The 19,788-nt window shown below is 63.7% G+C and carries 14 protein-coding genes, 1 tRNA gene and 1 pseudogene; 8 read left to right on the top strand and 8 right to left on the bottom strand.

Translation table 11 applies throughout. The features are described from left to right. Positions 1–56: 56 nt before the first annotated feature. Positions 57–1,238: an NO-inducible flavohemoprotein gene (hmpA, locus tag R6254_RS07170; RefSeq protein ID WP_318405556.1), complete on the bottom strand. Its 1,182-nt coding sequence runs from the start codon at positions 1,236–1,238 to the stop codon at positions 57–59. Between the two features lie 190 nt (positions 1,239–1,428). Here hmpA and norR point away from each other — a divergent pair, with 190 nt between their 5' ends. After that, entirely contained in the window at positions 1,429–2,991 is a 1,563-nt protein-coding gene (gene norR, locus R6254_RS07165) for a nitric oxide reductase transcriptional regulator NorR (protein WP_318405554.1), read from the top strand. A 60-nt stretch (positions 2,992–3,051) separates the two neighbouring features. On the opposite strand, the gene R6254_RS07160 is transcribed toward norR, so the two are convergent. The 4 genes from R6254_RS07160 to R6254_RS21955 all read right to left on the bottom strand — a co-directional run bounded on the left by R6254_RS07160 (position 3,052) and on the right by R6254_RS21955 (position 7,565). Continuing rightward, a complete protein-coding gene (locus tag R6254_RS07160; protein ID WP_318405552.1) occupies positions 3,052–3,438 on the bottom strand; it encodes a response regulator in 387 nt (128 codons plus the stop codon). Positions 3,439–3,445: 7 nt separating this feature from the next. Next, a complete protein-coding gene (locus R6254_RS07155; protein WP_318405551.1) occupies positions 3,446–6,343 on the bottom strand; it encodes an ATP-binding protein in 2,898 nt (965 codons plus the stop codon). 95 nt (positions 6,344–6,438) lie between these two features. Beyond that, positions 6,439–7,278, bottom strand: a complete 840-nt coding sequence (locus R6254_RS07150; RefSeq protein WP_318405549.1) for a response regulator transcription factor — start codon at positions 7,276–7,278, stop codon at positions 6,439–6,441. A 92-nt stretch (positions 7,279–7,370) separates the two neighbouring features. Then, positions 7,371–7,565 carry a hypothetical protein gene (locus R6254_RS21955; protein WP_412103126.1) on the bottom strand — a complete coding sequence of 65 codons (195 nt, stop codon included), beginning with the start codon at positions 7,563–7,565 and terminating at the stop codon, positions 7,371–7,373. A 533-nt stretch (positions 7,566–8,098) separates the two neighbouring features. On the opposite strand from R6254_RS21955, the gene R6254_RS07140 reads away from it, so the two are divergent. Beyond that, positions 8,099–12,754, top strand: coding sequence for a putative Ig domain-containing protein (locus tag R6254_RS07140; protein WP_318405547.1), 4,656 nt, complete (start codon positions 8,099–8,101; stop codon positions 12,752–12,754). Positions 12,755–12,914: 160 nt separating this feature from the next. Here R6254_RS07140 and R6254_RS07135 read toward each other — a convergent pair whose 3' ends face one another. Continuing rightward, positions 12,915–13,577 (bottom strand): Smr/MutS family protein, encoded by a 663-nt coding sequence (locus tag R6254_RS07135; protein WP_318405545.1) that lies wholly within the window; start codon positions 13,575–13,577, stop codon positions 12,915–12,917. A 13-nt stretch (positions 13,578–13,590) separates the two neighbouring features. Beyond that, positions 13,591–14,265, bottom strand: coding sequence for a RadC family protein (radC, locus tag R6254_RS07130; RefSeq protein ID WP_318405544.1), 675 nt, complete (start codon positions 14,263–14,265; stop codon positions 13,591–13,593). A 179-nt stretch (positions 14,266–14,444) separates the two neighbouring features. Between radC and R6254_RS07125 the strand changes: the two genes are divergently transcribed. The 6 genes and pseudogenes from R6254_RS07125 to R6254_RS07100 all read left to right on the top strand — a co-directional run. Next, on the top strand, positions 14,445–14,918 hold the full coding sequence (locus R6254_RS07125; protein ID WP_318405542.1) for an FKBP-type peptidyl-prolyl cis-trans isomerase: 474 nt from the start codon (positions 14,445–14,447) through the stop codon (positions 14,916–14,918). A 101-nt stretch (positions 14,919–15,019) separates the two neighbouring features. Further along, the gene (ispH, locus tag R6254_RS07120) at positions 15,020–15,994 is read left to right on the top strand and encodes a 4-hydroxy-3-methylbut-2-enyl diphosphate reductase (RefSeq protein WP_318405541.1); all 975 of its coding nucleotides are present in this window, start codon (positions 15,020–15,022) and stop codon (positions 15,992–15,994) included. 3 nt (positions 15,995–15,997) lie between these two features. Next, positions 15,998–16,939 (top strand): threonine/serine dehydratase, encoded by a 942-nt coding sequence (locus tag R6254_RS07115; RefSeq protein ID WP_318405539.1) that lies wholly within the window; start codon positions 15,998–16,000, stop codon positions 16,937–16,939. A gap of 42 nt (positions 16,940–16,981) precedes the next feature. Then, on the top strand, positions 16,982–18,307 hold the full coding sequence (gene serS, locus R6254_RS07110; protein ID WP_318405537.1) for a serine--tRNA ligase: 1,326 nt from the start codon (positions 16,982–16,984) through the stop codon (positions 18,305–18,307). A gap of 137 nt (positions 18,308–18,444) precedes the next feature. Continuing rightward, a tRNA-Ser gene (locus tag R6254_RS07105) sits at positions 18,445–18,532 on the top strand. A 28-nt stretch (positions 18,533–18,560) separates the two neighbouring features. Continuing rightward, positions 18,561–18,755: pseudogene (locus tag R6254_RS07100) on the top strand (hypothetical protein); the annotation flags it as partial. A gap of 142 nt (positions 18,756–18,897) precedes the next feature. Here R6254_RS07100 and R6254_RS07095 read toward each other — a convergent pair. Further along, positions 18,898–19,572, bottom strand: coding sequence for a cistern family PEP-CTERM protein (locus R6254_RS07095; protein ID WP_318405535.1), 675 nt, complete (start codon positions 19,570–19,572; stop codon positions 18,898–18,900). Between the last annotated feature and the right edge of the window lie 216 nt (positions 19,573–19,788).

Genomic DNA, 19,788 nt, shown 5'->3' with positions numbered 1-19,788 from the left:
TATGAAATAAGCGCAAGCAGCTATTAAAACAGTAGCTGCTTGCGCATGAACGAGCCTTACTCCAGCGCGCTGGCCGGGCCGAAAAACTCGTAGCGGGTTTGCGCCTCCGGCACACCCAACTCGCGCAACTGTTTTTTCACCAGACGCATAAACGGTTTGGGCCCGAGGAAATAAGCGTCCACATCACGCGAGGGCGGCAACCACTCGGCCAGCTGCGCGCTGCTGACGCGGCCGGTGGCGTGTGGCACATCGGCTTCACCGCTATGTTCGTCGTAGACGTAAAAGTGCTGCAACTGCGCATGTTTGGCCTGGCGTGTCACGAGGGCCTCACGAAAAGCATGGACCTTGCGGTTGCGCGCGAAGTGGATGAAATGCACAGGCCGCTGGCCTTGCAGGGCCACGTCCAGCATCGCCAGCGTGGGTGTGATACCGACACCGCCGCTGATCAGCACCACCGGTTTGCTGCCCTCGGCCAGCACAAACTCGCCGGCCGGTGGAAACACGTCGAGCAGATCGCCTTCGTGCACGCTGTCGTGCAAATGGTTGGAGGCCAGGCCGCCGGCTTCTCGCTTGACGCTGATGCGCAAGTCGCGGCCATTGGGCGCGGCCGACAGCGAATAGTTGCGGCGGATTTCCTCGCCCTTCACCACCAGGCGCAGGCCCAGGTACTGGCCGGGCTGAAAATTCACCAGCGCGCCGCCGTCTTGCGGGGCCAGGTAGAAGGAGGTGATTTCGCTGCTTTCGGCGACCTTGCGCGCCACACGAAAGGCGCGTGCGCCGCGCCAGCCGCCGGGCGCGGCGGCGGTGTCGGCGTAGATTTTTTCCTCGGCACCTATCAGGATGTCGGCCAGCTGGCCGTAGGCTGCGCCCCAGGCGGCCAGCACCTCGTCGCTGGCAATCTCGGCGCCCAGCACTTCGCGTATGGCACGCAGCAGGCAGCCGCCCACGATGGGGTAATGCGCCGGTGCTATCTGCAGCGACACATGTTTGTTGATGATTTGCGCGACCAGGCCGCCCAAGGCCTCCAGCCGGTCGATGTGGCGGGCATACATCAACACGCCGTTGGCCAAGGCGCGGGGTTGGTCACCATTGGCCTGGTGCGCCTGGTTGAAAAAGGGCCGCACCTCCGGGTGCTCGGTCAGCAGGATCTTGTAGAAATGCGTGGTCAGCGCCTCGCCGCCGCTTTCCAGCAGGGGCACGGTGGATTTGACAATGGCGCGTTGGTTGGCGGTCAGCATGGGTTCTCCAGTAAGGGCAGTGTCGCTTCGCACCACGCGAAGCAGGACTCATTGCCGGGGCTTGTGGCCCGTACTCTTTACTCAAGAGTCGTGCCATGCCTTGCGCCCATATGAATCAAGGACTTGCAGCAGCTGTGAGTCAAAAAGATACTCTTTGAATGAAGTCATAATGATTTAATGAAGAGTCAATATGAATACAAAACCGATGTTGCAAGCCCTGGTGCCGCTGGTCGATGACCTGTCCCGCGAACTGCCCGATGGCGAGCGTTACCGCCGCCTGCTCGAAGCCGTGCGCGCCTTGTTGCCCTGCGATGCGGCGGCGCTGCTGCGGCTGGACGGCGACTGCCTGCTGCCGGTGGCGGTGAATGGCCTGAGCCCCGACACCCTGGGGCGGCGCTTCAAGCTGGACGAACATCCGCGTTTTGCGCAACTGCTGCAGGCCGGCGGCCCGACGCGTTTTGCGCCCGACAGCCCCTTGCCCGACCCTTATGACGGCCTGGTGGAGGGCATACACGGCCATCTGCCGGTGCATGACTGCATGGGTTGCGCGGTGCTGGTGGCTGAAAAGCCCTGGGGCGTGCTGACCCTGGATGCGCTCAACACCGAGCGCTTTTCACGCGTGGACCTGGGCGACCTGCAGGCTTTTGCCAGCCTGGCCGCCGCCACCGTCAGCGTGGTGCAGCGCCTGGAGCGGCTGGCACTGCGTGTGGAAGACGAGCGCCAGCGCGCCGACAGCTACCGCGCGCTGGCCGCGGAAAATGGCGTGCCCACGCTGATCGGCCAGAGCGCGGCGCACCGGCGGCTGCTGGAGGAAATCGCCATCGTCGGCAACAGCGAACTGACGGTGCTGATCACCGGCGAAACCGGCGTCGGCAAGGAGCTGGTGGCGCAGGCGTTACACGCCGCATCACCGCGTGCGTCGCGGCCGCTGATCAGCATCAATTGCGCGGCGCTGCCCGAGACGCTGGTGGAAAGCGAGTTGTTTGGCCATGTGCGCGGCGCGTTTTCCGGGGCGGTGGTGGACAGGCGCGGCAAGTTTGAGCTGGCCGACGGCGGCACCTTGTTCCTCGATGAGGTCGGCGAGTTGTCGCTGACGGTGCAGGCCAAGCTCTTGCGTGTGCTGCAAAACGGGCAGTTGCAGCGCCTGGGTTCGGACCGCGAGCACCAGGTCGATGTGCGGGTGATTGCCGCCACCAACCGCGACCTGGCCGACGAGGTGCGTGCCGGGCGGCTGCGCGCCGATTTTTACCACCGGCTCAGCGTCTACCCGTTGGTGGTGCCGCCGCTGCGCGAGCGCGGCCATGATGTGCTCTTGCTGGCCGGCAATTTCCTCGAGCAAAATCGTTCGCGCCTCGGTCTGGGCAGCTTGCGGCTGGAGGCGAGCGCGCAGTCGGCCCTGCTGGCCCACGACTGGCCCGGCAATGTGCGCGAACTCGAACACCTGATGGGCCGCAGCGCGCTGAAAGCGCTGGCCGGCCTGGCCAAACGGCCGCGCATCGTGAGCCTGACGGCGGCACATCTTGATTTGTCCGCGCCAGCCATCAGGGCAGAGGCGCTTGATACCAGCGACTACACGCCGCCGGCAGCGTTTTCAGTGGACCTGCGGACCTCGATGGAGGCGCACCAGCGCCAGCGCATCGAGGCCAGCCTGGCACGGCATCAGGGCAACTGGGCCTCGGCGGCGCGTGAGTTGGGGCTGCACCGCGCCAACCTGGTCAGGCTGGCGAAAAGGCTGGGGCTGCGCGGTGATTAAGGGCCAGCCCGGCCTGGCCGCTGGCGTGCGCCATGGGGCATGACAGGACGCAACAGGCTCCTAGCGCGGGCGATCGAAAATCCGCCTGATCTGCGCCGAGAGCTCCATCGGGTCAAAGGGCTTGGCGATCACGTCCAGCGCGCCCAGGGCCTGGTACTGGGCCACTTCGGCCGCCTGCACCTTGGCCGTCATGAAAATCACCGGCGTGTGGGCGGTGGCCGGTAACTGGCGCAAGGCCTGCAGCGTGTTGAGGCCGTCCATGCCGGGCATCATCACATCGAGCAAAAGCAGGTCGGCGTCGGCGTTGGGGGCTGTTGCCAGCGCTTCACGACCCGAGGCGCAGGCCACAACGGTCAATCCGCCCACGGCTTCAAGCGCCATCTGGGCAATCGTGCGGATGTGGGGCTCGTCCTCGACGTAAAGGATGCGCTGAAGGGGGGCCGGCATGGTGAGACTAGCTTGGTTGTTGAAGTGGCGTGGCGCGGGCAGGAACTCGCGCCAGCGTGACCTGCATGTCACCATCGGACGTTGTCGCTTTCAGTAGGAGGGTGACGGTGTGTTCCTGCTTGACGGCGCTCACATCGCTGGCTGAAAAAATCAGCACGGACGGGGAAGGCGTCAGCGTTTCACCGTCAGCCAACAGGTCTGCGCCGCTTATCTCCCCCAGGCCCAGATCAAGGTCAAGCAGCACCGCGGCGACTTGGCCGGTGCGCAGATGGGTTCGGGCGTCTTCCAGGGTGGCGGCCGATGCAAAGCGGCTCGGATCCCGCGACACGGTGGTCGTGATGCGTTGCATGTCCTGCTCACCGGCCACATGCAGCAGGCGTGGCTTGTTCCCGGTGATGCCTGCAATCGCGCGCCGCAGGCCGAGGATCAGCCGGTTTTCATCCATCGGTTTTTCCAGCCAGCCCGACACCATGAGCGGTTGCTGGCTGACGTGCAGCTGCCCCTGCCTGGCCATGGCCGAGACCAGCACGATGGGCAAATGGTGTGTGTGTTTTTCGCCGCGCAGCGCGCGTATCAGCGCGCTGCCGGCCTGGTCTGGCAGTCGCGGGCTCAGCGTCATCGCGGCGTAGGCCTGGATGGTCAACAACTCCAGCGCCTGCGCCGCACTGTGCACCCTGTCCACGTCAAAGCCGCCCTTGTCGAGCAGGGTGTCGAGCAGGCCCGCGACTTCGTGATCGTTTTCGCACACCAGGATGCGTGGCCTGGGCACCGTGTAGCCGAGTGTGCCTGGGGGCGTGTCCGTGCCGGTGACGGCTTGCCACTCGGGCAGTTCAAAAAAGAAGAGGGTTCCCTGGCCGGGTTCTGAGCTGAAACCCATGCGCCCGCCCATGCGTTCCACGATGGCGCGTGAAATGCTCAAACCCAGGCCGGTGCCATCGTTTTGCCGGGCATCCGAGGAGTCAGCCTGCGAGAACCTCTGGAAGATGCGCTTGCGAAATGCCTCGGGGATGCCGGAGCCCTGGTCGATCACCTCGACCCGCACCCGTTCACCGACGCGCAGCAGCCTGAGCTGAACCGGTGTCTGCGGCGGTGAAAACTTCACGGCATTGGACAACAGGTTGGTGATGACCTGCATCAGGCAGTCACTGTCGATATGGGCATGCAGGCTGCTGTCAGGGGCATCCAGCGCGAGCGTGACCTGGTGCTGTGCGGCAAAACCTTCGTTGGCCGCCAGTGCCTGCTCCAGCAGGGGTTGGAGGGCCATCACCTGCAGCTCGAAGTGCATTTTTCCGGACTCGATTTTTTCGCTGTCGAGGAAGGTGTTGATCAGGCGGATCAGGCGTTCGCAGTTGTCTTTGGCAATGTCCACCAGTTTTTGGGCCTTGTCGGGCAACACGCCGGCGACACCGCCTGAGATCAGGCCCAGCGAGCCGCGTATCGAGGTCAGCGGTGTGCGCAACTCGTGACTCACGGTCGAGACAAACTCGCTCTTCATGCGGTCAATCCGCTTGAACTCGGTGATGTCGTTGCCGAGTGCGTAATAACCCATCACCAAGCCTTGCTGCTCGCCTTCACCATAGCGCGGGAGGTAGGTGATGTCGTAGTCCCGCAGTTCGCCCTGGGCGTTGATCCTGGCCCCTTCGTAGCGAACCGATCGACCCGAGAGCGCCTCTTCAATCTTGTCCCGCACCTGGTGATAAAAGTCGTCCCCCAGGACGTCGCGCAGGTGTTTGCCATGGATCTGAGCGTGGGTCCGGTCAAAGCTTTCCTCGTAGGCCTTGTTGTGAAACTGCAGGCGCTGCTCCGCGTCCACGTAGGCCAGCAAGGCCGGCACGGTGTCGCTCATCTGCCGCAGCTGGGATTCGCTGGCGTGCAGTGCATCACTGATGCGTTTGGTTTGCGTCATGTCATGCACGATGGCCGTGAACAATCGCTGGCCGTCCACCGTGACATTGCCGAATGACAGTTGCAGCGCCATCTCGTCGCCGTTCTTGCTCACGCCCCGTGTTTCGCGGCCGGACACCTTGAAGCCCTCGGGCCGTGAGAGCAGGGAGTTGAAAAAAACCTCAAACACAGGGTGGTGGCGAGCCGGTATCAGTTGTGTCACCGGACGCCCCAGCAGCTCTGGCAGCCGATAACCAAACAGCTTCAGGCCGGCGGCATTGACGTTCGCGATGCGACCATCCGCGGTGGCCGTGATCACCCCCTCGGCCATGCTTTCGGTCACGGCGCGGCTCATGGCCACGCTGTCGGACAACTGGGCTTCGACCCGCCGGCGCTTGGCTTCGTAGCGGTTGATCACGACGATCGCCCAGACCAGCAGCCCCAGCGAGAGCAGGCCGCCGGCCAGGAGCAGCAGTTTGATGGTTTGTGCGCTACGCTGGTTTTTTTCGCGCGAGCGCTGCAAGGCGAGGGATTCACTGGTCTTGATACGCTCGACCAGGTTGTCGAGTTTTTCAAGAAGCTGGCGATTCGAGTCACTGTCAACCCGCATGGACGCGGTCTGCAGCCCGAATTTTGGCCGGGTCCTCAGGGCTTGCGCCATGGCTTCCAGGGGATGGGCCATGGGAATTTCCGGCAAGGGGCGAAGCCAGGGTGTGCTGACGCTGGCGGCGGCTGCGCGCGCTTCGGTCAGCGCGGGTTTGACGGCGAAGTGGGCCCGCTGGTAGACCTTCAAATCGCTTGTATTGACCGTGAGCAGGTCGCCGCGCTGCCAGGCCTCGGTGTTTTTCAGCTGGGACACCACCCGCTCCAGCAAGAGCACGGTGTCGTGCAAGTCGCTCTCGCTGCGGGCGTCGTCCAGCAAGGCATTGATGGTCGTGTAAGCACCCACGCCGATCAGCAGCAGGATGGCCAGTCCTGCGCCCAGGGCCAGGTTGATCTTGGTCAGAAAGGTGAGTTTCATGGCTGTGCCATCAGCGTGCGGTAGGACGGGGTGGGCAGGGTGAGCCTGAGCGCGCTGGGCCGCTATGTATTGCAGCCGCACAAGTCTGGACCGGCTCATGGCGAGTGCCAGGCGCTGCTTGGATTGGATTGGGATGGATGGGGTGTGGACCACAACCTGCGACTGGGCGGGCAGGCCGGCGGTTCACCGGGCAGGCCGGTCACGCTGCGCACGGCTTCCAGCAAGGCGTCAGCCTCGAAGGGTTTGGTGACGTAGCCGTTGGCGCCCCCGGCCAGGCCTTTGATGACCGCTTCGCGCGTGGCCTTGCCGGTCAGCATGATCACCGGCACGCCCTTGAACGCCGGGTGCTGGCGCATTCTGAGCAGAATGTCAAAGCCGTCAACATCGGGCAGCATCACGTCCAGCAGGACCAGGTCGGGGACAGGAAGCTTGCGCAGTTCGGCCACGACTTCGGCCCGTGTGCCGGCGATACGCACATGGAAGCCCTCAAACGTCAGGTAATGCTGCAGGAACTTGGCCAGGTGGGGCTCATCTTCCACGATGAGGGCGGAGAGCGCTTGACGCTGCGCCAGTGCGCGCAGCGGTCGCTGGTGCGCAATACACACAAAGTAGCCGGCTTTTTGCAGCGAGGCGCTGCCGGCATCGGCTTCTGCGGCGGCCCAGCTCAGCGCTTTCTTCGAGGGCATGATCAGGAACTGATCGGCAAAGGGGTCATCCAGCCGGAGGTGCAGCAGGCCCGTCGTGATCAGCCGCAAGAAGGTGGCGTCGAAGTTGGCCGGCGCAACAGGCTTCATGCCGGCCTTGATCTGGCCCACGGTCAGGACGCCATCCACCCGGACCAGCAATTCAACTTCCTCGGGGAAAACCGTGGTCATGGCCCCGCGCAGCTGGCGTTCACCCAGGGGTGTCAGGGAATAAATGTCTTGGTCGTGCACGGTGCTTGATCGCTGTTCATGGGGCTGGGCGCTACCCATTGGCTTTTCTTCCCATGGAGTCTATGGGCTGGGTCTGGGCGATCAAGCCCGGATCAGGCAGGGGAAGAGCGCGCTGTTTCCATCTTGGTGGACGGATGCATGGTCAGGATGAAGTCGGGCTGCGTCAGTCTCAGGCGGCCATAGTGGCCATAGTGGCCATGATCGCCCACGAAAAGGCGCGTGGCATTCCGGCCCAACACATCGTGGTGGCGGGGTTTTCGCAAGGCAGCGGCCAGCGCGGTGCCCATGGCTTATCCGGTGGAATGGCATGCGTCCGCCATGGCGCACCCGGTCTGCCCGCAGGAGGTCGCAGATCCGGCGCAGTGGCTGCGACGCATGCAGATCAATTTTTGTAAAAAGTAGCTATAGCCCTTGTGTGTAAAGCGGGGAAAGCTATTAAAAACATAGCATTTCAAGGCGAGGTCTCATCGCTGAGGCCCGTTGAAACGTCCGGGTAAGGGCGTCCGCTGTCCTGCTTTGGCGCTTGTTCCTGCGGCTGTGAAAGCGATACGCACGGGTTCCCTCAAGTCGGGCCCCCTTCGGTGCAAGCGACGCGCGATTTTCTTGCCAATGAGCCACCAGATCGGCATTCACTTCCGTTACTTATTTAGTAGTCATTTTTCATACTGATACAAAATGTATTGTTTTCTTTGTTGGCGGGAAGGCGCAAGGCATCGCATGGCTTGCCTGCGACATGCTTTTTTGAGTAGACCGCATCAAGCTGTAGCGCCGTTGCTCGCGTGGGCCTGGATGCCAAAAATATAAAAGATAGGGAGACGTTATGTTGCAAGAGCTGTCTGTTCGCGCGGGTTCGGGTGTTTCTTCAGGGCAGCGGGGCGTGGGGCCGCTCTGGGCGGTGTTGGCCTTACTCGGGCAACTCGGGCGGCTTGCGTCATGGCGCGGCAGCGCCACAGGTCTGGGCCGCTGGCTGGCTTTTTCTTTTTGTGCGGCGGTGATGTTGCTGGGTGGCGCGGGACTGGCCCATGCGGCCAGCAATTGTCCCTCGCCCAGGTCCATCACAGTGAACCCTGGCGGAACGTATTACGAAGACTATTCCAACAGTTTATGCTCGCAGTTTGGCCTGACCGGCACCCTGGTCCAGCCCGCGCATGGCAGCTTGGAAGACTCGAATGTTACCAACGCCGTGCGCTACATCAATAACGGGGACGGCGCGCCCTCTGACACCTTCACAGTCAAGGACGACGTGGCCCAGCCCATCGTCTACAACGTCACGATTGGCCTGTCGCTATCTCCCAGCTCGGTACCCGCGGCAACTGTCGGCCAGGCATATTCGCCGACGACCCTGAGCACGACTGGCGGGACGGCACCATATACGTACACGCTGATTGCTGGCTCGCTGCCTCCGGGCATGACCCTGCCCAGCGCAGGTACTCTGGCGGGCACGCCAGCGGCGGCGGGGACGTTCAATTTCACCGTCAAGGCCACGGACGCGCTTGCCATCAGTGGCACGCGGGCCTACTCGCTGACGGTGGCTGCGCCGACGATCACCATCGCGCCGCCTGTCCTGCCGGCGATGACTGAGGGCACGGCCTACAACCAGGCCATCACGGCGTCTGGCGGCACGGCCACGTATAGTTATGCCATCACCAGCGGCAGCCTGCCCACGGGCCTGAGCCTGGCATCGACCGGTATCTTGTCCGGCACACCCACGCTGGCGGGACCGTACAACTTCACGGTCTCCGCGACCGACAGCAGTACCGGCACAAGCGCTCCTTTCACGGGTTCGCGCGCCTATTCGGTCACGGTTGCGTCGGGTACGCCGGTGGCCGGCGCCGTCAGCGTCAACGTGCTCTACGGCAGCAACGCCAACGCGATCACCTTGAACCTGAGCGGTGGTGCGGCAACGTCGGTGGCGGTGGCAACGGCCGCCGCACACGGCACGGCCACGGCCAGCGGCACCAGCATCACCTACACGCCAACGCCAGGTTACGGTGGTCCCGACAGCTTTACCTACACGGCCACCAATGGCTTCGGCACCTCGACGCCGGCCACCGTGACGATCACGGTCGGGACGCCGTTCATTACGGTGGCGCCAAGCACCCTGCCCGTAGCATCCATCGGTGCGGCCTACAGCCAGAGCCTCTCTGCCGCTAACGGCACGGGACCGTACACGTATGTGGTCAGCAACGGCGCATTGCCTGCCGGACTGAGCTTGTCTGGTGGCGGTGTGCTGTCGGGCATACCGACGGCCGCTGGCACCTTCTACTTCACCTTGAGAGCCACTGACAGTTCGTCGGGTGGCGGCCCGTACAGCGGTGCGCGGGCCTATTCGATGACGGTGGCTGCGCCGACGATCAGTGTGGCGCCGAGCACCATGCCGTCGATGACGGCCGGGGTTGCCTACAGCCAGGCCATCACGGCTACCGGCGGCACGGCCACCTATAGCTATGCCATCACCGGCGGCAGCCTGCCCACGGGCCTGAGCCTGGCGTCGAACGGCACGCTGTCGGGTACGCCCACGGCGGCGGGGCCGTTCAACTTCACCGTCACCGCGACCGACAGCAGCACCGGTAGCGGCCCGTACACGGGTTCGCGCGCCTATTCCGTCACCGTGGCGGCCGGCGCGCCGGTTGCCGGCAATGTCAGTGCCACGGTGGCTTTCGGCAGCAGCGCCAACCCGATTACTTTGAACCTGAGCGGCGGCGCGGCGACGTCGGTGGCGGTGGGGTCCGGCGCCGCACATGGCACGGCGACGGCCAGCGGCACCAGCATCACCTACACGCCGACGGCCGGTTATGGCGGTCCCGACAGCTTCACCTACACGGCCACCAATGGCATCGGTACCTCGGCACCGGCCACCGTGACGATCACGGTTGGCACGCCGAGCATCACGATGACGCCAAGCAGTGTGCCCGTAGCAGCAGTTGGTACGGCCTACAGCCAGAACATCTCTGCCGCCAACGGCTTGGGACCGTACACCTATGTGGTCAGCGTCGGCGCATTGCCTGCCGGACTGAGCTTGTCTGGTGGCGGTTTGTTGTCGGGTACGCCGACGGCCGCTGGCAGCTTCAACTTCACCGTGCGCGCCACCGACAGTTCGTCGGGTGGCGGCCCGTACAGCGGTGTGCAGGCCTACACGTTGACGGTGGCTGCGCCCACCATCACCGTTACGCCGACTACCCTGCCGGCGATGACTGGGGGCACGGCCTACAACCAGACCATCACGGCTACTGGCGGCACGGCCCCGTATAGCTATGCCATCACCAGCGGCAGCCTGCCCACGGGCCTGAGCCTGGGGGTGTCGAGCGGCACCTTGTCCGGCACACCCACGCTGGCGGGGGCGTACAACTTCTCCGTCACCGCGACCGACAGCAGCACCGGCACAGGCTTTCCTTTCATGAAGACGGTCTTCTACACCGTCACCGTTGCGTCGGGCACGCCGGTGGCCGGCGCCGTCAGCGCCACGGTGGCGTATGGCAGCGCTGCCAACCCGATCACGCTGAACCTGAGCGGCGGCGTGGCGACCTCGGTGGCGGTGGCAACGGCCGCCGCACACGGAACGGCCACGGCCAGCGGCACCAGCATCACCTACAGGCCAACGGCAGGTTATTCAGGCGCTGACTCCTTCACCTACACCGCGACCAATGCGGCAGGCACCTCGGCGCCTGCCACCGTCTCGGTGACCGTGGGCGCGGCGCCTGTGGTGGTCGTGGACGACAACACCTCCACACCCACCAACCAGGCGGTCAGCATTCCCGTCACGGCCAATGACAGCGGCCCCATCACCAGCATTGCCATCAGCACGCCGCCTGCGCACGGCAGCGCCGTCGTGAACGGTCTGAGCGTGGTCTACACGCCGGCCAACAACTACGCTGGCACCGACACGCTGCGTTACACGGCGACCGGACCCGGCGGGACCTCTGCGCCGGCCACCGTCACCATCAGCATCAACCCGGTACCCCTGGCCGGGGCGCATAGCGCCACGGTCCGTGCTGGCGTTGCCGTGACCATCGACCTGATGGCCGGCGCCACGGGCGGTCCCTTCAACGCCGCCAGCATCGTGGCGGTGACTCCGGCGGCGGCCGGCACGGCGCTGATTAGCGATGTCGGCGCGGCGGGCAGCCCGTCCTTTCAGATGAGTTTCACGGCGGCCGGCGCCTTTGCCGGATCGGCCGTGGTCAGCTACACGCTGCGCAATGCCCATGCCACGTCCGCGCCTGGCCAGGTCACCATCACGGTTGCGCCGCGACCTGACATGGCCACCAATGCGGAAGTGACCGGCTTGCTGACCGCACAGACCGACAGCGCCAAACGTTTTGCGACCGCGCAACTATCGAACTTCTCGCGCCGTCTGGAAAGCCTGCACGGCACTGGCTGGGCACGGTCTGATTTTGGCCTCAGCCTCGCTTCGTCAACGGGACGGACCGCCGCGGAAGAGGCGCCGCGGAATAACGGCGAAGCCGACAGGTATGTAGGCGCATCCTCGCAGGCCAACCTGCGCAAGGTCGGCTGGTCGCAGCGGCGTGGTACCGATGCGTCTGCCCAGGACTATGGCGGCGGTATCGCCGTGGCGGCTGCGGACCCTGCGGCGGCGGGCAGCGGCCTGCCCCATTTGCCCGAGTCACGGGACCAGGCCCAGCAGGCTTTCTCGTGGTGGGTGGGCGGGGCGCTGGACTATGGCCGGCAGGACGCGAAAGGCCAGCAGGCGGACTACAAGTTCTCGACCAGCGGCCTGAGTCTGGGTGTGGACTACCGCCTCGGTGATCGGGCCACCATCGGCATGGGGGCGGGCGTCAGCCGCGGCAGCACCACCATTGGCAACGACGGCTCCAAGAGCTCGGCTGGCAGCACGGTGGCGGTGGTGTACGGCAGCTTGCGGCCAGCCAAAGATGTTTTTATTGATGGCATTCTGGGCTACGGCAAGCTGGACTTCGACACCACGCGTTACATCACCGACGGCGGTGGTTTTGCCACCGGCACGCGCCAGGGCGACCAGATTTTTGGCTCGCTGGCCAGCGGGGTGGAATACCGTGGCGCGTCCTGGTTGTGGTCGCCTTACGGCCGGATCGAGAGGAGTTCGACCAAGCTGGATGCCTACACCGAGACGGCGCCAAACCTCAAGGCACTGACCTACTTCAAGCAGACCGTGCGCACCACCAATGGCATCCTGGGCTTGCGCGCAGAAGGGCGCTACGCCATCGCCCTGGGCCTGCTGATGCCGCGTGTGCGCGTCGAGTTCAACCACCGCTTTGAAGGCACGGACGAGGCCCGCCTGGCTTATGCCGACCTGGGCCCGGGCGGCCCGGTGTACGTCGTGCGCAGCAACGCGCAGGACTTCGGCAACTGGACCACCGGCCTGGGCGCCAAACTGGTCTTGCGCAACGGCGTGGCCTTGTCGCTGGACTTCAACACCAACATCAACATGAGCAGCGGACGCAGCCAGTCCCTGACCTTCGGGGTGAACGCACCGTTTTAAGGGCAAGCAGGGCCGACGCCAACACGCCGCGCACGGTGACGCCGGCAACGAAAAAAACAGGCTTTGTGCCTGTTTTTTTTCGATTTTTGAATGAAATTGGTCTCTAGCCCAATCAGGACGGGCGCAAGCAGCTATTGAATCAATAGCGAATGAAGGCCGCTCAGCTTTGCGCCAGCAACACCACCAGCGCGCCGGCGCCACCTTCGGCCGGCCGCGCCTGCACAAAAGCCAGCACCTCGACTTTCTGGATCAGCCAGCTTTGCACCCGGCCCTTGAGCACCGGGGTTTTGCCGGGTGAACCCAGGCCTTTGCCGTGGACCACGCGCACGCAGCGCAGGCCGGCCTTGTGGGCTTCGCGGATAAACACCGACAAGGTGTCGCGCGCCTCGTCGCGGCGCAGGCCGTGCAGGTCGATCTGGCGCTGGATGCTCCAGTTGCCGCGGCGCAGCTTGCGCACCACGTCCGGCCCCATGCCGGGCCGGCGAAAACTCAGGGCCTCGTCGGTGCCGAGCAGGGTTTCGGCGTCAAACTCGTCGGACAGCGCTTCGCGCATCACCGATGCTTCGTCGCGCATCTGTTGCACAGGAATCGGTGCTGGCGGGGCCACCACCAGCTTGGCCCGGTGGCCGGGCCGGTGTTTGACGGGCAAGGCCTTGACGGGGCCGATGGCGTGTGAAAACAGGTTTTTGTCGGCCCGGGCCTTGGCCGCGGCGGCGGCACGTGCCGCTTTCTGCTCGGCTTCGTGGCGCGCGCGTGTATCGATTTCGAGCTTGATGGTTTTCAGGCCCTTCAAGTCCTTGATGGCGGGGTGTTTGGCGCTCATGGCAATCTCAAAGTCAAAGCAGGCCCAGCTCGGCCATGGACACCGCCTGGCTGCGGGTCACCACAAAGTGGTCCAGCACCCGCACATCGACCAGGGCCAGCGCGGATTTGAGCGTTTGTGTCAGGGCCTCGTCGGCGCGTGACGGTTCCGCCGCGCCGCTGGGGTGGTTGTGCGCCAGCACCACGCTGGCGGCATTCAAGGCCAGGGCACGCACAACAACTTCGCGCGGGTAGACGCTGGTTTGGGTCAGGGTGCCGCGAAACAACTCTTCCAGCGCAATCAAGCGGTGCTGGCTGTCCAGAAACAAGACGGCAAATATTTCATGCGGGCGGCTGCCCAGCTGCAGCTGCAAATAGTCGCGCACCGCCTGCGGCGTGGAAAACAGCGGCTTGTCCTGCAGTTGCTGCGCCAGTGCACGGCGCGCCAGTTCCAGCACGGCAACCAGTTCGGCACGTTTGGCCGGGCCCAGGCCCTTGATGCTTTTCAGCGCTTCCGGGCCGGTGTGCAACAGGCCGGCGACGCCGCCAAAGGTGTCCACCAGTTCCTGACCCATTTGCAAGGCGTTTTTGCCGGGCAGGCCGGAGCGCAGCAGCAAGGCCAGCAGCTCGGCGTCGCTCAAGGCGCCGGCGCCACGGGCCAGCAGCTTTTCGCGCGGGCGGGCGTCCTCGGGCAGGTCTTTCAAAAGCATGGGGGCCTCAGGCAGGGGGTGAAAAACACCATCACAAGGGCAGTATCAGGGGTAAAACGGCGGCTTGCCCCCGTCGCTACAGCATTTTCTACAATAGGGGCAGTTTACAAACACTTGCTAGCCGCCAGGCTGACCCTACACATATCCGTCAGCCCAGTGCGCTGATCGCCGAAAGTCCTATGTCTATTGTGGAAACCCCCGCGCCCGTCCTGATTCAGCCAGGTTCTTTTCTGACCCTGCATTACCGCATGGCCGGCCCGGACGGCGCCGACATCATCAACACCTTTGCCGGCAAACCAGCCACCTTGAGCCTGGGCACGGGCGAGTTGTCGCCGGCCATCGAGCAGCGCCTGCTGGGTTTGCCGGAAGGCACACGCACCACGTTCGACTTGGCCGCCGGCGAGGCCTTTGGCGAGCGCAATCCCGAGCTGCTGCAGTGGGTGGCGCGCAAGCTGCTCAACGAACTGGGCGCCCCGGACGAAAAATACAACCTGGGTGATGTGGTGCAGTTCCCGACGCCCAACGGCATGGGCCAATACGCCGGCGCGGTGCAACAGGTCAAGGAAGCCGGCGACGCCGTGCAGTTTGACTTCAACCACCCGCTGGCCGGTCAGCCGGTGGTGTTTGAGGTTCACGTGATTGGTGTTTTATGACCGGCAACGACAAGATGACAAACAAAGAGCAATTTTCCGACGGGCCGCCCCTAGGAAAATTAGCCCCCTCGGGGGGCAGCGCAGTACGCGAAGCGACAAGCGTGGGGGTCATCCTCCTCGCCGAGCCGCGCGGCTTTTGCGCCGGTGTCGACCGGGCGATTGAAATTGTCGAACGTGCCTTGGCCAAGTTCGGCGCGCCGATTTATGTGCGCCACGAAATTGTGCACAACACCTACGTCGTCAACGAACTCAAGGGGAAAGGCGCGATCTTCATCGAAGACCTCGATGACGTGCCGCCCGGCGCCACCCTGGTCTTCAGCGCCCATGGCGTCAGCAAGGCCACGGAGCGCGAGGCCGAGGCCCGCGGCTTCCAGATTTTTGACGCCACCTGCCCGCTGGTGACCAAGGTGCATGTCGAAGTCGCCAAGCTTCACCGCGAAGGTTACGAGTTCATCATGATTGGCCACAAGGGCCACCCCGAGGTCGAAGGCACCATGGGCCAGCTCGACAGCGGCATCCACCTGGTCGAAGACGTGGCCGACGTGGCGCGTATCAACCCCGCGCAGACCGCCAAGCTGGCGGTGGTGACACAAACCACCCTGAGCGTGGACGATGCCGCCGAGATCAGCGCCGCCGTCAAGGCGCGTTTCCCGCAGGTGCGCGAACCCAAACAGCAGGACATCTGTTACGCCACACAAAACCGGCAGGACGCGGTCAAGGTGATGAGTCCGCAGGTGGATATTCTGATCGTGGTCGGCAGCCCGACCAGCTCCAACAGCAACCGCCTGCGCGAGCTGGCGGTCAAGCTGGGCACCGAGTCCTACATGGTCGACGACGCCAGCGAGTTGCAGCCCGCCTGGTTCGAGGGCAAAAGCCGCGTCGGCCTGACGGCCGGTGCCTCGGCCCCGGAAATCCTGGTCAAGCAGGTGATAGACCGCATCAAGGCGCTGGGCGCCGTGTCGGTACGCAAGATGCCAGGCATTGAAGAAACCATCAAGTTCCCGCTGCCCAAGGGGCTGCGCATGGACGGCCCCGCGCTGGACGCGATTGGCAGCGACCTGCACGCGGACTCTTGAATGATGAGCGATCGCTATCAAATCGAGAGCTGCCAGCGCTCGTTCTTAAAGGGCTACAGCCACTTTATTCATAAAACTCCGGTGATGAAGCTGCCCGGTCGCGCCTTGGGCGTGGCCTGCGCCGAAGTCTGGCTCAAGCTCGAACATTTGCAGACCGGTGGCAGCTTCAAGGCGCGCGGCATGTTGAACCGCCTGTTGTCCAACCCGATTCCGGCCAGCGGCGTGATTGTGGCCTCGGGTGGCAACGCCGGCATTGCCACCGCCGCGGCGGCGCGTGAGCTCGGTGTGCGCTGCGAGGTGTTTGTGCCCGAGGTGTCGCCCGCCGCCAAACGCGTCCGGCTCGCGGCGCTGGGCGCGCAGGTGGTAGTGACGGGGGCGGCTTATGCCGAAGCGCTGCAAGCCTGTCTGGCGCGCCAGCAGGAAACCGGCGCCTTGTTGACCCATGCCTACGACCAGCCCGAAGTGCTGGCCGGTGCCGGCACCCTGGCGCTGGAAATCGAAGAACAGGCCGGACTGCCGGATACGGTGCTGGTCAGCGTCGGTGGCGGCGGCTTGATCGGCGGTATTGCCCATTGGTTTGAACGCCGTTCGCGCGTGGTGGCGCTGGAGCCGGAGCTGGCGCCAACCCTGTTCAAGGCCCGTGAAGCCGGCCAGCCGGTGGACGTGGGTGTGGCTGGCATCGCCGCCGATTCGCTGGGCGCCAAACGGATTGGCGGGCTCGCCTGGACCGCAACACAAGCCCATGTGCAGGATGCCTTGTTGCTCAGCGACGAGGCCATTCGTGCGGCGCAACTCTGGTTGTGGAAAGAGCTGAAACTGGCCGTGGAACCGGCGGCGGCCTTGCCGCTGGCGGCGCTGCACAGCGGCGTGTATGTGCCACGTGCCGATGAAAAAGTCTGCCTCATCATCTGCGGCGCCAATCTGGACCCGGCCACCCTGGCTTGAGTCTTTGGGGTGGGGCGGCGGGCGCTCCATTAAAATCGGCGCATGTTAGACATCAACCTGCTCCGAAAAGACCTTCCCTCGGTGATTGCGCGCCTGCAAACCCGCAAAAATCCGCAAGCCTTTCTGAATGTGGAGGCTTTCCAGGCGCTGGAGGCCGAGCGCAAGACGCAGCAAATCCGCACCGAAGAGCTGCAAAACCAGCGCAACACTCTGTCCAAACAAATCGGCCAGCTCAAGGCCAAGGGCGAAGACGCGGCGCCTGTGATGGCGCAGGTCACCGCCTTCAAGGCCGAGCTGGAAAGTTGCGCCTTGCGTCTGGACGTGATCCAGAGCGAGATGCAGGCGCTGCTGCTGGCCGTGCCCAACCTGCCGCACGACAGCGTGCCGCAAGGTGCAGGCGAGGCCGGCAATGTCGAGGTGCGCAAATGGAGCCCGGCGCAAGGCGTGGGCGGCACACCCGCGGCGCTGGCGTTTGAAGCCAGGGACCATGTGGATGTTGGCCAGCCGCTGGGGCTGGACTTTGAACTCGGCACCAAGCTGACCGGTTCACGTTTCACCGTGATGCAAGGGTCGCTGGCGCGCCTGCACCGGGCTTTGTCCCAGTTCATGCTCGACGTGCAGACGCAGGAACATGGCTACACCGAGTGTTATGTGCCCTACATCGTCAACGCCGACTCGCTGCGCGGCACCGGCCAGTTGCCCAAGTTTGAAGAAGACCTGTTTGCCGCCAAGAAGGGTGGCCAGGAAGGAGAGGCCGAGAACGCCGCGCTGTACCTGATTCCGACCTCGGAAGTGCCGCTGACCAACTTCATGCGCGACGAGATCGTGGCCGAGGGCGAGTTGCCGCTCAAGTTCACGGCGCACACCCCGTGTTTCCGCTCCGAAGCCGGCAGCTACGGCCGCGACACCCGCGGCATGATTCGCCAGCACCAGTTCGACAAGGTCGAGATGGTGCAAATCGTGCATCCTGAGCACAGCTACGACGCCCTCGAAGCCATGACCGGCCACGCCGAAACGATACTGCAAAAACTCGGCCTGCCGTATCGCGTGATGTTGCTGTGCACCGGTGACATGGGTTTTGGCGCCAGCAAGACCTATGACCTGGAAGTCTGGTTGCCCGGCCAGAGCGCCTACCGCGAGATCAGCTCGGTCTCCAACTGCGAAGCCTTCCAGGCGCGCCGCCTGCAGGCCCGCTTCAAGAATGCCCAGGGCAAAAACGAATTTGTGCACACCCTCAACGGCTCCGGCCTGGCGGTGGGCCGGACCTTGGTCGCGGTGCTGGAGAACTACCAGCAGGCCGATGGCTCGGTGATCGTGCCCGAGGTGCTGCAGTCTTATATGGGGGGCATGACGGTGCTGAAGCCCTGACGGTTGCTTGCCGAACGCAAGTGCGCCGCGCAGGGCCGCCCCAAGCAAGCACAGCCCCCACGGGGGGCAGCGCAGTACACGAAGTGACAAGCGTGGGGGCTCTATCTAGAGCCTGTTAGAATTGCAGGCTTGAATCAGGAGAGGTGGCAGAGTGGCCGAATGTACCTGACTCGAAATCAGGCGTACCGCAAGGTACCGTGGGTTCGAATCCCACCCTCTCCGCCAGTAAAAAATTCTAAGTCCTTGATTTAGAATGAGAAAAGCCACCTTTGGGTGGCTTTTTTTGTTGTCGGGCCATATTTCTGACCACATAGACGTGGCGACATTGAATGCCATCAGGCCTTGGGCATGGCGAGAACACATGTCCATCCGCGAGATGGCAAGGCGTACAGCCCTGGCTCGCAACACAGCGAAGAAGTACCGGCAATCAGATGAGAGGGAGCCCAGGTAGGCAAGGTGGGTCAGTTCAAGCAAGCTCGAGCCCTAAGCCGAGACGCTGGCCCAAAACGGTGGTCACGCGCTACGGTGTCAGTCGTCCAACGCGGGAAGTTGGGGCGCACCAGCCCCTCCTCTTGGCTGGCGTTGCACGCTCACGCGCGGCGGCGGCGCCCAAGTGCGATGCCCAGCAAGCCCAGGCCAACCAGTGCAATCGAAGCGGGTTCAGGGATGACTTGGCGGGGCGTGGGGCCGCAACCAGGGCTACCGACAATGCAGCCAGCGAACTCATAGGAGTTGCCCGCTGTTCCGACATCCTGGAATTTCACCCCATAGGGGCTCGTGAACGAAATTCCATTCGTGAAGTTGCCGGCCGTTGTCAAAATCAGCGAAAAAATGTCGGATAGCCCTTCGCCAAGGCCGTTGTTGATATTTCCGCCGGAGCAGTTATTGCTGCGCCAAATACACAGGTCGACGGTCTGGAATGAGGGGAGGTTTTGGTTGATACCGGCGTCCCAGCTTCCTGTGGCTGACGCACCCGTCAATGTAGGGCTGACCGTGTCAATGCCAAACGACATCAAGCGATTGCTGCCCGGGCCACTGGAGTTGTTCGCTACTGTCAGCGCAAATGTGGCACTGTTGTTCGATATGGCGCTGAGCGTGAACTGCATGATCGCGGAAAGTGTGGCGCCATCGCGGGTGGTCGAATACAGGATGGCGCCCGTGTCGTTGACATTATTGAAAGTTATCACCGACGCGCTGGCCCCCCCTCCGAATCCAATCAATCCTCCACAAAGGGCTGCGACTTGAATGATTTTTTTGAGGCTCATGAAGAACTCCTTGAATGGGGGCATGGTGGTGTACGCTTGCCATCAAGCACGATTCATACCACTTGTAAATTTCTTATAGAAATCAAGACTTTATGTATTGATGTCGATGAAAGTGTTAATGAAGTGTAAAAAATTCCGACGCGCACAAGCGTGATCGTGTTGATCGTGAGCCAGGGCTGTTCGCCTTGCCTCGCGGATGGACATCTGATCTCGCCA

The organism is Polaromonas potterensis, assembly GCF_033446725.1.
In the GTDB taxonomy this organism is placed as follows: Bacteria; Pseudomonadota; Gammaproteobacteria; order Burkholderiales; family Burkholderiaceae_C; genus Polaromonas.
The sequence above is the reverse complement of the archived record's forward strand: the minus strand, read 5'-3'. Positions and strand labels throughout refer to the sequence as shown.

Excerpts from the sequence above, each read along its gene's own strand:
- R6254_RS07160 (WP_318405552.1), bottom strand. The coding sequence starts at position 3,438 with ATGCCGGCCCCCCTTCAGCGCATCCTTTACGTCGAGGACGAGCCCCAC.
- R6254_RS07135 (WP_318405545.1), bottom strand. The coding sequence starts at position 13,577 with ATGAGCGCCAAACACCCCGCCATCAAGGACTTGAAGGGCCTGAAAACC.
- R6254_RS07115 (WP_318405539.1), top strand. The coding sequence starts at position 15,998 with ATGAGCGATCGCTATCAAATCGAGAGCTGCCAGCGCTCGTTCTTAAAG.
- R6254_RS07155 (WP_318405551.1), bottom strand. The coding sequence starts at position 6,343 with ATGAAACTCACCTTTCTGACCAAGATCAACCTGGCCCTGGGCGCAGGA.
- R6254_RS07125 (WP_318405542.1), top strand. The coding sequence starts at position 14,445 with ATGTCTATTGTGGAAACCCCCGCGCCCGTCCTGATTCAGCCAGGTTCT.
- R6254_RS07095 (WP_318405535.1), bottom strand. The coding sequence starts at position 19,572 with ATGAGCCTCAAAAAAATCATTCAAGTCGCAGCCCTTTGTGGAGGATTG.
- hmpA (WP_318405556.1), bottom strand. The coding sequence starts at position 1,238 with ATGCTGACCGCCAACCAACGCGCCATTGTCAAATCCACCGTGCCCCTG.
- R6254_RS07140 (WP_318405547.1), top strand. The coding sequence starts at position 8,099 with ATGTTGCAAGAGCTGTCTGTTCGCGCGGGTTCGGGTGTTTCTTCAGGG.
- norR (WP_318405554.1), top strand. The coding sequence starts at position 1,429 with ATGAATACAAAACCGATGTTGCAAGCCCTGGTGCCGCTGGTCGATGAC.
- R6254_RS21955 (WP_412103126.1), bottom strand. The coding sequence starts at position 7,565 with ATGGGCACCGCGCTGGCCGCTGCCTTGCGAAAACCCCGCCACCACGAT.
- radC (WP_318405544.1), bottom strand. The coding sequence starts at position 14,265 with ATGCTTTTGAAAGACCTGCCCGAGGACGCCCGCCCGCGCGAAAAGCTG.
- serS (WP_318405537.1), top strand. The coding sequence starts at position 16,982 with ATGTTAGACATCAACCTGCTCCGAAAAGACCTTCCCTCGGTGATTGCG.